Source organism: Microbacterium sp. M, assembly GCF_045181065.1.
Taxonomy (GTDB): domain Bacteria; phylum Actinomycetota; class Actinomycetes; order Actinomycetales; family Microbacteriaceae; genus Microbacterium.
In genome coordinates, this window is the sequence record NZ_CP173721.1 from 2,444,512 (window position 1) to 2,459,631 (window position 15,120).

General features: G+C 70.2%; 14 protein-coding genes and 1 riboswitch. Of the genes, 2 read left to right on the forward strand and 12 right to left on the reverse strand.

The features are described from left to right. Positions 1-3 precede the first annotated feature (3 nt). From argF to ACI7YT_RS11950, 7 genes are all read right to left on the reverse strand, one after another. On the reverse strand, positions 4-927 hold the full coding sequence (argF, locus tag ACI7YT_RS11920; RefSeq protein WP_406245743.1) for an ornithine carbamoyltransferase: 924 nt from the start codon (positions 925-927) through the stop codon (positions 4-6). Continuing rightward, positions 924-2,141 (reverse strand): acetylornithine transaminase, encoded by a 1,218-nt coding sequence (locus ACI7YT_RS11925; protein ID WP_406245744.1) that lies wholly within the window; start codon positions 2,139-2,141, stop codon positions 924-926. Before ACI7YT_RS11925 ends, argF begins: the two co-directional genes overlap by 4 nt. Further along, the gene (argB, locus tag ACI7YT_RS11930) at positions 2,138-3,052 is read right to left on the reverse strand and encodes an acetylglutamate kinase (protein WP_406245745.1); all 915 of its coding nucleotides are present in this window, start codon (positions 3,050-3,052) and stop codon (positions 2,138-2,140) included. Before argB ends, ACI7YT_RS11925 begins: the two co-directional genes overlap by 4 nt. Beyond that, positions 3,049-4,206, reverse strand: coding sequence for a bifunctional glutamate N-acetyltransferase/amino-acid acetyltransferase ArgJ (gene argJ / locus ACI7YT_RS11935; protein ID WP_406245746.1), 1,158 nt, complete (start codon positions 4,204-4,206; stop codon positions 3,049-3,051). Before argJ ends, argB begins: the two co-directional genes overlap by 4 nt. Further along, on the reverse strand, positions 4,203-5,246 hold the full coding sequence (gene argC, locus ACI7YT_RS11940) for an N-acetyl-gamma-glutamyl-phosphate reductase (RefSeq protein ID WP_406245747.1): 1,044 nt from the start codon (positions 5,244-5,246) through the stop codon (positions 4,203-4,205). Before argC ends, argJ begins: the two co-directional genes overlap by 4 nt. 223 nt (positions 5,247-5,469) lie before the next feature. Continuing rightward, entirely contained in the window at positions 5,470-6,126 is a 657-nt protein-coding gene (locus tag ACI7YT_RS11945; RefSeq protein WP_406250574.1) for a response regulator, read from the reverse strand. A 2-nt stretch (positions 6,127-6,128) separates the two neighbouring features. Beyond that, positions 6,129-7,394: a sensor histidine kinase gene (locus ACI7YT_RS11950; protein ID WP_406245748.1), complete on the reverse strand. Its 1,266-nt coding sequence runs from the start codon at positions 7,392-7,394 to the stop codon at positions 6,129-6,131. A 124-nt stretch (positions 7,395-7,518) separates the two neighbouring features. Here ACI7YT_RS11950 and ACI7YT_RS11955 point away from each other — a divergent pair, with 124 nt between their 5' ends. Continuing rightward, complete coding sequence (locus ACI7YT_RS11955) at positions 7,519-8,277, forward strand: ABC transporter ATP-binding protein (protein ID WP_406245749.1); 759 nt, start codon at positions 7,519-7,521, stop codon at positions 8,275-8,277. Continuing rightward, entirely contained in the window at positions 8,274-9,629 is a 1,356-nt protein-coding gene (locus ACI7YT_RS11960) for a hypothetical protein (RefSeq protein WP_406245750.1), read from the forward strand. The genes ACI7YT_RS11955 and ACI7YT_RS11960 overlap by 4 nt, the downstream gene beginning before the upstream one ends. Before the next feature lie 9 nt (positions 9,630-9,638). Here ACI7YT_RS11960 and ACI7YT_RS11965 read toward each other — a convergent pair whose 3' ends face one another. The 5 genes from ACI7YT_RS11965 to ACI7YT_RS11985 all read right to left on the reverse strand — a co-directional run bounded on the left by ACI7YT_RS11965 (position 9,639) and on the right by ACI7YT_RS11985 (position 15,001). Next, the gene (locus ACI7YT_RS11965) at positions 9,639-11,801 is read right to left on the reverse strand and encodes a bifunctional hydroxymethylpyrimidine kinase/phosphomethylpyrimidine kinase (protein WP_406245751.1); all 2,163 of its coding nucleotides are present in this window, start codon (positions 11,799-11,801) and stop codon (positions 9,639-9,641) included. Then, on the reverse strand, positions 11,798-12,646 hold the full coding sequence (gene thiM / locus ACI7YT_RS11970; RefSeq protein WP_406245752.1) for a hydroxyethylthiazole kinase: 849 nt from the start codon (positions 12,644-12,646) through the stop codon (positions 11,798-11,800). The genes ACI7YT_RS11965 and thiM overlap by 4 nt, the downstream gene beginning before the upstream one ends. Beyond that, positions 12,637-12,730: riboswitch (TPP riboswitch) on the reverse strand. (Overlaps the previous gene by 10 nt.) Positions 12,731-12,750: 20 nt before the next feature. Continuing rightward, positions 12,751-13,191 carry a cupin domain-containing protein gene (locus tag ACI7YT_RS11975; protein WP_406245753.1) on the reverse strand — a complete coding sequence of 147 codons (441 nt, stop codon included), beginning with the start codon at positions 13,189-13,191 and terminating at the stop codon, positions 12,751-12,753. After that, a complete protein-coding gene (locus ACI7YT_RS11980; protein WP_406245754.1) occupies positions 13,188-13,784 on the reverse strand; it encodes a pyridoxal 5'-phosphate synthase in 597 nt (198 codons plus the stop codon). The genes ACI7YT_RS11975 and ACI7YT_RS11980 overlap by 4 nt, the downstream gene beginning before the upstream one ends. A gap of 53 nt (positions 13,785-13,837) precedes the next feature. Continuing rightward, positions 13,838-15,001, reverse strand: coding sequence for a glycoside hydrolase family 3 N-terminal domain-containing protein (locus ACI7YT_RS11985; RefSeq protein ID WP_406245755.1), 1,164 nt, complete (start codon positions 14,999-15,001; stop codon positions 13,838-13,840). Positions 15,002-15,120 lie beyond the last annotated feature (119 nt).

The window sequence follows — 15,120 nt, forward strand, 5'->3', positions numbered from 1 at the left end:
GGCTCAGCCCTGACGCAGCAGCCAGACCAGCAGCGCCTTCTGGGCATGGAGCCGATTCTCGGCTTCATCCCACACGACGCTCTGCGGGCCGTCGATCACTTCGGAGTCCACTTCGTAGCCGCGGTCGGCCGGGAGGCAGTGGATGAAGATCGCATTCGGATCCGCGATCTGCATCGTCTCGGTGGTGACCTTGTATCCGCCGAGGTCGCGGATGCGCGCGAGCTTCTCCTCCTCTTTGCCCATCGACACCCAGGTGTCGGTGACGACGACATCCGCGCCGGCCGCTGCCTCGTCGGGGTCGGTGTAGAGCGCGATCGAGCCGCCGGTCTCCGCGGCGCGCCGATCAGCGGCCTCGATGACATCGGCCCGGGGAGCGTACTCGGCGGGAGACGCGATGCGCACGTGCATTCCGGCCGTGACGCAGGCCAGCGCGTAGGAGTGCGCCATGTTGCTCTGTCCGTCGCCGAAGAACGTCAGCGTCAGCCCCTTCAGCTCGCCCTTGTGCTCGCGGATCGTGAGGAGGTCGGCCAGCAGCTGACACGGGTGGAAGTCGTCGGAGAGGGCGTTGACGACCGGCACGCGCGTGCCGGCAGCCATCTCCTCCAGCCCCGCCTGCGCGTAGGTGCGCCACACGATCGCCGCCACCTGGCGCTCGAGCACCCGTGCGGTGTCCGACGGGGTCTCCTTGCCGCCGAGCTGGCTGCTGGCGGTCGTGATGATCAGCGGCGATCCCCCGAGATCGGCGATGCCGACCGCGAACGACACGCGCGTGCGGGTGGACGACTTGTCGAAGATCACGGCCACGGTCTGCGGACCGGCGAGGGACTTGTCGGCCCAGCGGTCCTTCTTCAACTCGACGGCGAGATCGAGGATCTCGGCCTGCTCAGCCGGGGTCAGGTCATCATCGCGCAGCAGGTGGCGGGTCATGCGGAAGCACCTTCGGTCTCGGATGCCGCGAGCGACGCCTGCACATCGGCGAGCGAGGCTGCGAACAGCGTCTGGAATTCCTCGATCTCAGCATCCCCGATCGTCAGCGCCGGGGCGATGCGGACGGTCTCGGGGTTCGCGGCGTTGATGATCAGCCCACGCTCCTGCGCCGCCGCGACGACGGCTCCGGCGAGCGGCGCGCTCAGCGCGACGCCGATCAGCAGGCCCTTGCCGCGGGTGCCGGCGACCAGCGGCGAATCGATCGCGTCGATGGCCGTGCGCAGCTGCGCGCCGCGTGCCGCGGCGTTGTCGACGAGCCCGGCGCGCTCGATCTCGGCGAGCACGGCATCCGCCACGGCGGTTGCCAGCGGATTGCCGCCGAACGTCGAGCCGTGGGATCCGGGGGTGAAGAGCGAGCTCGCGGCACCGAACGTCACGAGCGCTCCGATCGGGAAGCCGCCGCCGATGCCCTTGGCGAGCGTGATGGCGTCGGGGGTGATGCCCTCGTGGCTGAACCCGAACCAGGCGCCGGTGCGGCCGGCTCCGGTCTGGATCTCGTCAACGATCAGCAGAGCGCCGTGCTTCAGCGTCAGCGCGCGGGCGGCCGCGAGGTACCCGTCCGGGAGCTCGACGACGCCGGCCTCGCCCTGGATCGGCTCGACGATGACGGCCGCGACCCGGTCGTCGATCGCGGCTTCGAGCGCCTCGATCGTGGCAGGGATGTGCTCCACGCCACCGGGCATCGGCTCGAAAGGAGCGCGCATGGCCGCCTTCGCTGTCATCGCCAGCGACCCCATGGTGCGTCCGTGGAAGGCGTTCTCGAGCGCGATGATCCGCGGGCGCTCGGCACCGCCGTGCAGGCGGGCGAGCTTGAACGCGGCTTCGTTCGCCTCGGCACCGGAGTTCGAGAAGAACACGCGACCGTCGATTCCTGCTCCGGCGAGGCGCTTCAGGCGGGCGGCGAGCGCCAGTTGAGGCGGAGTCGCGAAGTAGTTCGACACGTGTGCGAGCGTCGCGGCCTGGCGCGACACGGCCTCGACGAACACCGGGTGCGCATGGCCGAGCGATGTCACGGCGATGCCGGCGAGGAAATCGAGGTATCGCTTCTCGTCGCCGTCGTACAGGTACGAGCCCTCGCCGCGAGTGAGCAGCGCCAGCCGGTCCCCCGCGTTGAGCACCAGATCGCGTGCGGCGTTCTCCTGCCAGACGGTCATGCCTTCGTCCTCTCTCCGGCGACCACTTCGGTCCCGATGCCCTTGCTTGTGAAAAGTTCGACGAGCACCGAGTGCGGCACCCGTCCGTCGATGATGGCCGCGGCGTCCACGCCGTTCTCCACGGCGTCCAGACAGGCCCGCATCTTCGGGATCATGCCGGATTCCAGCGTCGGCAGCATGTCGATGAGATCCGCCGAGGTGATGTGCGACACCAGCGAGTCCCGGTTCGGCCAATCGGCGTACAGCCCGGGCACGTCCGTGAGGATGACCAGCTTGCGCGCTCCGAGTGCTGTCGCGAGGGCGGATGCCGCGGCATCCGCATTGACGTTCAGCGACTGACCCGGATGATCGAGGTCCGGCGCGATGCTCGAGACCACGGGGACACGCCCGGCTGCCAGGTGATCGAGCACGGGAGTCGGGTCGACCTGGACGACATCGCCGACCCGGCCGAGATCCACCTCCTCGCCGTCGATGACGACCCCGCGGCGCCGTCCGCCGAAGAGACCGGCGTCTTCGCCGCTCAGGCCGGTCGCGATCGGACCGTGCGAATTGATCCTGCCCACCAGCTGCGGGTTCACCTGACCGGTCAGCACCATCCGGACGACACTGATCGCCTCGGTGTTCGTGACCCGGTAGCCGCCCTTGAACTCGCTCGGGATCTCGAGCCGGTCCAGCATGTGAGAGATCTGCGGTCCGCCGCCGTGCACCACGACCGGCAGCACGCCGACGTAGCGGAGGTAGGCGATGTCCTGCGCGAAGGCATCCTGCAGCTCGTCGGAGACCATGGCGTTGCCGCCGTACTTGACGACGACGATCTGGTCGCGGAACTTCTTCAGCCACGGCAGCGATTCGATGAGAGTCGATGCCTTCTCTGCCGCGATGTCCGGTGTGGTGTCCTGTATGTCCGTCATGAGGAGTACGCGCTGTTCTCGTGGACGTAGTCGTGCGTGAGGTCGTTGGTGAGGATCGTCGCCTCGGCGTCGCCGACCTTGAGGTCGATGAGCACGTCCGTCGCGCGCGGCGCGAGGTCGACGTCCTCACGGGGCCGGTCGGGGCCGCCTTCCGTGCACACGCGCACGCCGTTCATCCACACGTCGACGTCGTACGGGTCGAACTGCGCGCTCGTCGTGCCGATCGCCGCGAGCACGCGGCCCCAATTCGGGTCATTGCCGAAGATCGCGGCCTTGAAGAGGTTGTTGCGCGCCACCGAGCGTCCGACGTCGACGGCATCCTGCTCGCTGACCGCGTTGGTCACGCGGATCGTGATGTCGTGGCTCGCGCCCTCGGCATCGCCCTGCAGCTTGACGGCGAGGTCCTGGCAGAGCTCGCGCAGCGCGGCGGCGAACTCCTCGAGGTCGGGCTTGACTCCGCTCGCGCCGTTGGCGAGGAGCGTGACCTGGTCGTTGGTCGACATGCAGCCGTCCGAATCGAGCCGGTCGAACGTCGTCCCTGTGGCGCTGCGCAGCGCGGTGTCGGCCTCGAGCGCCTCCAGGTCGGCATCCGTGGTGATCACGACCAGCATCGTGGCCAGCCCGGGCGCGAGCATGCCTGCGCCCTTCGCCATGCCGCCGATCGTCCAGCCGCCGCGGGAGACCACAGCGGTCTTCGCGACCGTGTCTGTCGTCATGATCGCGTGGGCCGCGGCATCTCCGCCGTCTGCCGAGAGCTCGGCGATCGCCTGTTCGGTGCCGGCGAGCACCTTGGCGCGGAACTCCTCGTCGCCGGTGCCGATGAGTCCGGTGGAGCACACCAGGACATCCCCCGCCCCGATGTCGAGAAGCTCGGCCGCCTTCTCCGCGGTCTGGTGCGTGGTCTGGAACCCGAACGCGCCGGTGAAGCAGTTCGCCCCGCCGGAGTTGAGGACCACGGCCTCGACGATGCGGTCCTGGATGACCTGCTGCGACCAGATGATCGGGTTGGCCTTGGCGCGGTTGCTCGTGAAGACGGCAGCGCCGACCTTGCGCGGGCCGCGGTTGACGACGACGGCGACGTCCGGCTTGCCGGTGGACTTCAGTCCTGCGGCGACTCCGGCCGCCTCGAATCCTGCGGGTGCGGTGACGCTCACGGTGCGACTCCATTCACGGTGAGGGCGCGGGCTTCGGGGAGTCCGAGCGCGATGTTCATGGACTGGATGGCGGCACCGGCGGTGCCCTTGACGAGATTGTCGACCGCGGTCACGACGGTCACTCTGTTCGCCGCGCGGTCGATCGCGAGTCCGATCAGAGCAGTGTTGGCGCCGAGGACATCGGCGGTCCGTGGGAACTGCCCTTCGGGCAGCAGCTGCACGAATGTCTCATCGCCGTATGCGCTCTGCCAGGCATCCCGGATCTGCGCGTCCGTGACGCCGTCTGCGATCGGAGCCGTCGAGGTCGCGAGGATGCCGCGGGACATCGGCACCAGCACCGGCGTGAAGGAGATCCGCGGGTCCGCCGCGCCCGCGGCGATGAGCGCCTGCTGGATCTCGGGGATGTGCCGGTGCGTCCCGCCGACGGCGTACGGGTTCGCGGTGCCGAGGATCTCGCTGCCGAGCAGATTGGTCTTCAGGCTCTTGCCGGCACCGGACGGGCCGACGGCCAGGACCGACACGATGTCGGTCGGGTCGATGACACCGGCGGCGACACCAGGGACCAGGCTCAGGCTCACAGTCGACGCATTGCACCCCGGGGCTGCGATGCGGGTCGCGCCGCGGAGGTGCTCGCGCTGCTTCACGCCATCGATCAGAAGCTCGGGGACGCCGTACGTCCACGCGTCGTGGAAGGCGCCGCCGTAGAAGGCATCCCAGGAGCTCTTCGATGTGAGGCGGTGGTCGGCACCGGCGTCGATGACGAGCGGGACCGCGCCGAGGGCATCCGTGTACTGACCGGACTGCCCGTGCGGCAGCGCGAGGAACACGATGTCGTGCCCTGCGAGGATCTCGGGCGTCGTGTCCTGGAGTTCGAGGTGAGCGAGCGAGCGCAGGTGCGGCTGGTGCTGGATCAGCGGCTGACCCGCGTTGGAATGCGCGGTGACGGTGCGGATATCGATGTCTGGATGATCGGCCAGCAAGCGCAGGATCTCGCCGCCCGCGTAGCCGGATGCGCCGGAGACGGCGACGGTATACGTCATGGTTCTACCTTAACGGTCTGGGTGGTCGTCGACGGAGGCGGCGACGCTCACAGCCGTACCCGTGCAGGCAGCAGCGCGAGGGTCGCCTAGAGTCGGCGGCCGCCGCGGCGTCGGCGCACCGGAGCGACGCTCGGAACGAGCGTCAGCGAAGCGGGTGCGACCGAAGGCATGCCGCGACGATAGCGCGCGCGGCGCGGACGGCGCAAATCCGGGGCGTCACACGTCATCCGTGCCGGCGCGCTTCCAGGAACACGAGGATCGCCCGCACTCTGCGATTCTCGTCGGCAGGGCTGAGCCCGAGCCCGGCGAAGATGTTCCCGATGTGCTTGCGGATCGCCGCGTCGCTGAGGAACAGCCGAGCGGCGATGTCGGTGTTCGATGCGCCTTCGGCCATGAGTTCGAGAACCTCGCGCTCACGCGGCGTCAATGCATCGAGGGGACCGGCGACCTCGCTGCGCAGGAGTTGCCTGGTGACCTCCGGATCGATGACCGTACCGCCCGCGGCGACCGCGGCGAGCGCACGGTCGAAATCGCTCACGCGATTGACCCGCTCCTTCAGCAGGTATCCGACCGCGGCCTCAGGGAGAAGGAGTAGATCCCGCGCATAGCGCTCTGCCACGTACTGCGACAGGACCAGTACGGGCTGCGTCGGTGCCAGCTTCCGGATGTGCAGCGCCGCGCGCAGGCCGTCGTCGGTTGCATCCGGTGGCATGCGGACGTCGGTGACGACGATGTCCGGTGGCACGGTCAGCGTCGCGTACACGGTCCGCAGTTCGATCGCGTCGGCTGCGGTGGCGACGATCTCGTGGCCGAGTCGCTGGAGCAGGGCGCTGAGCGCCTCGCGCAGCAGAGTCGCATCATCGGCGAGCAGAATGCGCATCGTCACCGCGTTCCTGCGTCGTCTGCGCGTGCGGTCTGGCAGGGCAGCTCCATGCGGAGCACTGTCGGTCCGCCTGCCGGGCTCGATATCGACAGCGTGCCGCCGAGCGCTTCGGCGCGGCCGGCGAGCCCCTGGAGCCCGCTGCCGCGCTCCGGATCCGCTCCGCCGTGCCCGTCATCGGACACGGCGACATATGCGACGTCGTGATCCATACCCAGATCGACCTGAATGCTCGATGCCGAGGTGTGCTTGGCGGCGTTGGTCGACGCCTCGGTCACGAGGAAGTACCCGGCGGCCTCCGCCGCGCGCTCGAGGCGAGGAAGGCCGTGATCGCGGACGCGCATCGGCAGGCTGCTCCGCCCAGCCAGCTCGCTCACCGCAGCCACCAGACCGTGGTCTGTCAGAACAGCGGGGTGGATGCCTCGCACGGTCGAGCGCAGCGACGCCAGGGCGCGCTCGGTCTGATCCTGTGCCGCGCGGAGCGCATCCTCCGCCGACTTGGCATCGCCGCTCGCGAGCTCCAGTTCGAGGATGCCGAGGCGCGCGGCGATGCCGACCAGTTCCTGCTGCACGCCGTCGTGCAGATCGCGTTCGATCCGCTGCCGCTCCGTCTCGTGCGCCGAGACGATCGCCGCGCGGGAGCGCGTCAGCTGCGCCACGCGCCGGTCGATCTCTGCCGTGCGCGGTGCGATGAGCCAGCCGATGACGCCGCCGTGGAGCGCGGAGAAAGCTGCATTGACATAGGCGACGACGACGAGGACGACCGGCAGCCAGAGCGGGGGGTGCCACCAGTTGTCGGCCCCGACCGTCATGCGGACGTCGAAGAAGAGGTTCACCTCGGCCGGTGGCCGAGTCAGGCCGGTGTATGCCAGCGCGACGGGCAGGGCGACCGCGATCGCCTGCGCCAGGAGCAGGCAGAACGCGAGCAGCCCGAGCAGGATGCCGAGCAGCAGCGCGACCACTTCTCGCCACGTCGTCGGTTCGGTGAGCCGCACTCCGAGCCAGTTGTGCCGTTCCTCCCGCGGGACTCGCACGTGTCCGCTCCCCCGGACAGGGGTACCGATCATGCGCAGGCGCCGACGTTCGATGATGCCGAACAGGATCCCCCAGAGGGGAAGGATCACCAGGGTGGCCGCGACGGGAAGGATCAGGACGATGCCGAGGACAGCCGTGATCACGACCGAGCCCAACGCGAGAGGGGGCCAGCGCGAGAGGAGGAACCGGGGCGGCGACAGCATCAGCCCCTGCCAGATCGTCTCGATGCGCACTCGCTCAGCCTATGCAGGTGCACCGCGGACCTGATCGACTGCCGCAGGAAAGTAGCGTCAGGTCTACCTTCGGTGCCGCGTCCGGTCTGGTGCGCCAGGACGTCATCGGCGATGGACTGACGTCATGATCCCTCCGCAAGACGACCGTCCCGTCGCCCCTCTGCTCACCGCGCGCGGTATCGCGAAGACCTATGCCGTTCGAAAGTCCTCACCCGTCACGGTGCTGCGCGGCATCGATGTCGACGTCCTCCCCGGCGAGATGGTCAGCATCGTCGGCCCGAGCGGATCGGGGAAGTCCACGCTGCTCTACTGCCTCGCGGGTCTCGAGCGGGCGGATATCGGTGAGATCGCTCTCGGCGGCACACGCATCGACTCGCTCTCGCAGAGCCGGCTGGCGAAGCTGCGTCGGGACCGCCTCGGCTTCGTCTTCCAGAGTTACAACCTGATCCCGTCGCTGAACGCGGGCGAGAATGTCGCTCTTCCCGCCCGACTGGCGAGGCACCGCGCACCCGATGTCGAAGGCGCGCTCGCCGCCGTCGGTCTCACCGGGCACGCGGGCAAACGGCCGGGCGAGCTGTCGGGCGGACAGCAGCAGCGTGTCGCGATCGCTCGGGTCCTCGCCGCGCGACCCGACCTGGTGTTCGCCGACGAGCCGACCGGCGCTCTCGACACGACGACCGGCGCTCAGGTCCTGGACCTTCTGCGCGCGCATGCCGCGGACGGCCGCGGCGTCGTCGTCGTCACTCACGATCTGGATGCCGCGGCACGCGCCGATCGGACGCTGGTGCTCCGGGACGGCGCGGTCGTCACCGAGCTGGTCAGCCCCACCGCTGCCGGCATTCTCGATGTGCTGCACGCGACGACGAGCGGAGCGGCCGCGTGATCCGGCTGCTGCGCGCCGAACTGAGCCGGGGGTGGACCACGTGGATCGGGCTCGTCCTGGTCGCGACGATCGCAGCGCTCTCGTTCGCCGTCGCGATCGCGATGCTGGAGACCGGCCTGGACGTCGGCGGTGAGATCCTGGAGGCGTCGATCAGCTTCCTCTCGATCCTGCTGCTCCTCGACATCCCCGCCGGCGCGATCGTGGTCGCCGCCGTCGCGCGGCTCGCCGTCGACCTGCACCGCGCGACATACGCGCGCTGGCAGCTCTCCGGCGTCAGTCCGCGGCAGACATCCGTCGTCATCCTCGTGCAGCTCGCCTGTGCCGCCGCGCTTGCCGGCGGCCTCGGCTTCGCGATCTCGATCCCGTTCGCACCGGCCTTCCTGCATGCCGTCTTCGCGCACGATTCCAGCTGGTGGTCGAGTGCGACGATTCGTCCTGGAGCGCCCACCGCCGCGATCGTGGTGCCGCTGACCGTCGCGGTCACGATGCTCGGCGGCGTGCGTGCGGCCCTGTCCGCCGGCCGGACGCCTCCGCTCAGTGCGCTGCGCGAACCCGACGTCGAATCCCAGCGGATGCGGTGGTGGCGTTGGCTGGTGTTCGCTGCGGTTCTGCTCGCGGCCGGAGTCGGCGGTGCGCTGGCGCCCTTCCGTGCGGACGACCGCAGCACCGCGATCTCGCAGTTCCCGTTGCTGCCCGCCTACCTCACCGCCATCATCGCCGCCATCGGACCGGTGCTGTCACCCATGATCCTGCGCGCGTGGACATCGCTGATCCCGCCGCGCAGCTCGACCACCTGGTTCCTCGCCCGGAATCAGGCGCGCTATCACCTCGGACGCAGCACGGCCTCGGTCACCCCGCTCTTCGTCGGAGCGGCGCTGCTCGGCGGCATGATGACGATGGCGGCGACGACCGGGACTGCCATGTCGGCGGCAGGGCTGCCGGGGAACTTCGACCTCGGCATCCTGCAGGTGATGCTCCTGATCGGCGGACCGGTGGCACTCGGCGCGGTGGGCGCCGCCGTCGTGCTGTTCATGAGCAACCGGACCCAGGGAGCCGAGCAATCGCTGCTGCGCGCCAGCGGTGCGACGCGCGGCGTCGTGGTCGCGGCCGCGCTGTGGCAGGCCGCGATCCACGTCGTGACGGCCGCGTTGCTCGCGAGCCTGGTCATCGTCGGCACCGCCCTGATCAGCGGGGCGGCGCTGAACCGCTTCATCCCGGCCGTTCCGGTCTTCGACGTCAGCGCCGCCGCCGCCCTGGTCGTGTTCGGACTCGTGCTGACGGCATCCGCGACGGTCATCCCCACGGTTCTGCGTCTGCGAGAACGTCTCGCTCGACGCCTCTCCGTGGAATGAGGCAGGCGATCACCCGGGCTGGAGCATGCTCGCGGCATCCTCCAGAGGAGCCGCGAAGAAGGCGAGCTCCAGGGCGCTGGATCGCTCGAACGCGCGGAACATCCGCCGTCTCGTGCCGCCGTCCGCTGCCGCGGCCGCCTGCGTGACGTACGCGATCGCCCGCGCCGTCGCCTCCTCGAAGGCGGGATCCGCGTACGTCGTGAGCCAGGAGGCGTACGGATGCCGCGGGTCGCGCGCGTATTCGCCGAACTCCCCCGCGTGCAGGCGCCTGCCCAGATCCGTGTACAGCCAGAAGCACGGCAGGATCGCGGCGATCAGCTCGGCGTAGTCGCCGCCGAACGCGGTCGAGCGCAGATGGTCCAGATACGCGGTCGTCGTCGCGGACGGCTCGGCACGGAACGTGCCGGACGTCACGCCGTGCTCCGGCGTCAACCACGACGCATGCAGTTCGAGCTCGCCGACGATCGAGCCGTGCGCACCGTCTGCCCAGAACGCCTGCTCCCCCGACGTCGGCGCGAGCCGCGCCGCCTCGGCGAGGACCCGGGCGTACTCGCGGAGGTACAGCGCATCCTGACCGAGGTAGAACACGAACGGCTCACGCTCCAGCGTGCCCTCGGCCAGCCCGCGGATGAACGCGAGTTCGTCGATGCCGTCGCGGATGCCGCGGATGCGGTCCCACCAGTCGTCGGCGATCTCGGTCGCCGACGGACGGGTGTCGAGGCCGCCCCTGTCCCACAGCCCGGCGAAGTGACTGATCGGGCCGTGCCCGCCTCCGACGCGCAGCGCGTCGCCGGCCCGAAGGGATTCGCGCAGCCAGGCGCGAGCGGCCGCGACCGCCTGTTCGGGCTCGTCCCCGCGAGCGAGGCGCGTGGCGATCGCCGACGACAGCGAGCATCCGGTGCCATGCGTGTTCGCCGTCGTGATGCGTGTGCCCGCGAATTCGTGCCGCGTGCGCTGCGCCGCATCCACGAGGGCGTCCGGCGCGTCGTCACCCGAGAGATGCCCGCCCTTCACGAGCACAGCGGCCCCGATCTGCTCCGACAGCGCCTCGGCTGCGGCGAGCGCACCGGTCCAGCCGTCGATCGCGTGTCCTGCCAGCACCGCGAGCTCGGCGAGATTCGGCGTCACGACATGGGCCCGCGTCAGCAGCGCGCGCAATGCATCCTCGGCGTCCGCATCGAGCAGGCGATCGCCGCTCGTGGCCACCATCACCGGGTCAACGACGACGATCGGCGGACGCTCCGCGTCGAGCCACGCGGTCACGGTGCGGATCACGTCCGCGTTCGCCAGCATCCCGATCTTCACGGCATCGATCACGATGTCGTCGGAGATCGCATCGAGCTGCGCCTGCAGGAACACGGTCGGGGGCACATGCACGGCGCGCACTCCCCTCGTGTTCTGCGCGGTCAGTGCGGTGACGACCGCCATCCCGTATCCGCCGTTCGCGGCGATCGACTTCAGGTCCGCCTGGATGCCCGCGCCACCCGACGGGTCGCTGCCCGCGATGCTGAGAACGCGAGGCGTCGACCTGGCGCGCCATCGACTCAGGAATTCCGCGGCGGCGGCACCCGGGTCATCGGCGGCGCACAGCGCGGACACGACTGCCGCGCCGGCGGCCCCGGCATCCCTGAGCTGGGCCGCGTCGTCGAGACCGACGCCGCCGATCGCCACGCAGGGCAGCGGGCTGGCCGCGGCGAAGGTCCGGAACCCGTCGATACCGAGTGCCGGCGGGTGATCGGGCTTCGTGCTGGTCGGGCGGATCACGCCGACGCCCAGATAGTCCACCGTTCCGTCGGGCAGCGCGAGCACGGCGTCCAGGTGCGCAGGGGTGTTCGCGGTCAGACCGATCAGCGCGTCCGGGCCGAGCAGCTCACGGGCACGGAGCGCCGATGCGTCATCCTGACCGAGGTGCACGCCGTCCACGCGTGCGCCCTGGGCCCGCGCGGCGAGCGCCGCATCGAGCCGGTCGTCGACGACGAGCAGGGCGCGCCCGTCGATCACGCGCGACAGTTCGACGAGCTGGGCGGTGGTCTCGGCATCCGTCGCCGCCTTGTCACGGAGCTGGACGATGCGCACACCGCCGTCCACGGCCTGCCTGACCGTCTCGACGACGCCACGGGCGCCGCACAGCGCCGCATCGGTGACGAGATAGAGCGAGAGATCCGCGGTCATCGGGTCCCCTCCTCGATGCGCGCCGCACTGGCGAGGTCTGCTGGTCCGACGACGGCCAGCGCATCCAGCAGAGTCACCGCGAAGCTGCCGGGGCCGGTGGAGACGGACGCTGCCCGCTCGGCGGCGATCGTGTACACGAGACTCGCTGCGGCGACCGCCGTCACCGCATCCGTGCCCGTCGCACGTGCGGTCCCGAGGAACGCCGCCATGACGGCCCCGAGGGCGCAGCCTCCGCCGGTGACACGGGTGAGCATCTCGTCGCCGTTCGCGATGCGGATGATCCGGTCGCCATCGGTGATGAGATCCACCGGACCGGAGACCGCGACGACGCTGCCGTCGCGCTGCGCGAGCGCGAACGCCGCGTCGACGGCGGCATCCGTGGCGTCGGTGGCGTCGACGCCACGGCCGCCGGTACCCGCGCCGGCCAGAGCGAGGATCTCCGAAGCGTTCCCCCGGATCGCGGTGGGGCGCTGCGCGGCGAGCTCCTGCGCGAGCGCGGTGCGCACCGGCAGCACGCCGATCGCGACGGGGTCGAGCACCCACGGCGTTCCGGCCGCGGCGGCGCCGGCGACCGCCTCACGACTCGCCGCGCGCTGCTCGGGGGTCGGGGTGCCGAGATTGATGAGCACACCGGACGCGACGGACGCGAACATCTCGGACTCGCCGACGATGTCGACCATCGCCGGCGCCGCACCGAGGGCGAGCAGGACATTGGCGGTGAAGCCGGTCACCACCGTGTTGGTGATGCAGTGGGTCAACGGAGGTGCTGCGCGCAGCTCCTCCAGGAGGGTGGCGGCCTCGGAGGCGAGGCCGGTATCGGAAATCGGACGCAGACGATCGCTCATCGCGACATCCCTTCGCTAGTACGAACTAGATCAGGTTCGACGGGTCTGTTCTCAGCCGCGGTCGCGGCACCCCGTGTCACTGCCTCGCAGTCTAGTGCGCCGGATCAGCCGCCGTTCGCCCAGGGCATCGGCCGGTCAGGAGCGCGGGTGGCGTCGTCCGGCAGGTGCGGGAGCTGCTCGCCGCCGGCGCGGATGCACAGCCAGCGCAGCTCGCCATCGCTGTCCGGCCGGGCACGCCACGTGCGCCAGACGTCCTGGCCGACGCGGATGACGGTACCCGCCTCGACTTCGACGACGTCGTCATCCAGGCCCATCTGTCCGCGGCCTGCGAGGAACACGTACAGCTCTTCGACGCGGGAGTGGGTGTGCCAGTAACCGGCCTCCTCGCCCGGTTTCAGTGCGTTCGAGGTCATTCCGATGTACTGCATGGTGAGTTCGTGATCGACGACCCGGCGTCCGTCGCGCGAGCGCGATGGCGCGAACCCGCCGAAATGCTCACGCCACGTGTCCGGTGCCCCGATGCTGATCACTTCGTAGTCGCTCATGCGCTGATCTCTCCGTTCGGTGGGCTTTCGTTGTGAGCGGTGACGATGCGGTGGGTCCAACTCTCGTGCGATCGCTCGTACACGATGCGCGTGTGCCGGCGATCGACCGCACCCTGCCAGAATTCCACGCGCTCGGCGACCACGCGCCAGAGCACCCATTCGCCGGGCCCGATGCCCGCACGGGCGGACGGCGCGCGCGCCGCGAGATCCGCGGCGCTCTCCTCGGCATCCGCCTCGACGACGCGTCCCCGCACCCGCACCGCGCGCATCACCGGCTGCCACCAGAAGTTCAGGGCAGCCGCGGGGTGGGCCGACAGCTGCTCCCTCTTGCGCGACGCCCGAGTGCTCGCGAACGCCCAGCCCCGACCGTCGACGTCCTTGATGATGAGCGTCCGCGCGTCGGGGATGCCATCGGCCCCGATCGTCGCGAGCGTCATGGCGAGCGGCTCCGGAACGCCGGACTCGCTCGCAGCAGTGATCCAGTCGAGGAAGAGGGATTCGGGATCGTCGGGCAGCGCGACGAGATCCAGCGGGGGCGGCGTACCGACGAGCGTCGGTTGAGAGCGCAACCAGTCAGCCGAAGAAGTCGTCATACGACCATCCTGGCGGCTCTTCCCGCTCGCCGGGCCGTCTCCGACCGGGAGCCTCAGGATCGCAGCGACGCGGCGAGCGACGCCACCCTGGTCGCGGCCTCGGCCAGCCGCTCTGCGAACACCGGCTCCGTCTCCGCCCGTGCCGTCAGCGCATCGATGATCCGCCCAGCCGTTTCCGGCGTCGAACCCGCGATCGTCAGGACCATGTCCGCACCCGCGTCGACGGCCGTGACTGCGTTGGCCACAGGATCAGCGTAAGCCGGGTCCCCGGAGGACAGCAGCATCCCGAGGTCATCGGTGACGGCGACGCCGGCGAACCCGAGTTCGTCGCGAAGGATCGCGTACCACTCCGGTGACAGCGTCGCTGGCAGTTCCGAGACCGCCGTGAACCTCAGGTGGCCCATCATGACGAGCTCGGCACCCGCATCGATGCCGGCCTGGAACGGCAATGCGTCGAACGCGCGCCATTCGTCAAGGTTCAGGTCGGTCGTGGGAATGGCGTGGTGCGAATCGCCTTCCGCCGCGCCGTGTCCGGGGAAGTGCTTGAGCGTCGTCGCGACCTGTCCCTTCTCGCCGGTCACGACCGCGGCGGCCCGCTCGGCCACGGCCTGCGGATCCGTGCCGTACGACCTGCGGTAGATGAACGAGCCGTCGGAGCGCGGCACGTCGGCCACGACCCCGAAGTTGATGTCGATCCCGCCCTGGTCGAGCAATTGAGCGCGCGCTGCGAACGCGGCCTGCGCCGCCGCCGGGTCCTCGTTCTTCAGAGTCCGAGCCGACGGAAGGTCATCCCACGGCAGGCGGGCGACGTCGCCGCCCTCCTCGTCCGTCGCGATGAGCGCCTCCGGCGACGCCGCGTGCACGGCATCCGTCAGGGCGCGCAACTGGTCCGGCGAGGCGGGGATGTTGTTCCCCATCAGGATCAGCCCGCGCGGTCCGCCGGCGACATAGGCCGCAAGAGCTGCCGGATCCGTCCCGTCGGCGTAGCCCATGGTGACCAGCGCCGCCTGCTCTCGAAGGGGCATCTCGGCGACGCGTTCGGCCGCCAGCTCGAGCCCCGTCTTCGGCGTCGGCGACGGAGTGGGCGACGGAGTCGCCGCCGGTGCGGACGACGCGCTCTCCGGCGTGGGCGCTGCGGCCGGCGCGCACGCCGCGAGCCCCAGACCCAGCGACACGAACACCGCTGCGATCACGAAGCGCCGCGGTGAGATCGTCATGCTTCCATCCTGACGCACTCCTCGCTCGGGCGGGTGGGCGCCCTCGTTGAGCGCGCGAGGGGAGCCAAGACGCGTTCGCTGCTGAAGAGCCTCAGCCCTCAGCGCGTTCCGACTCGGAC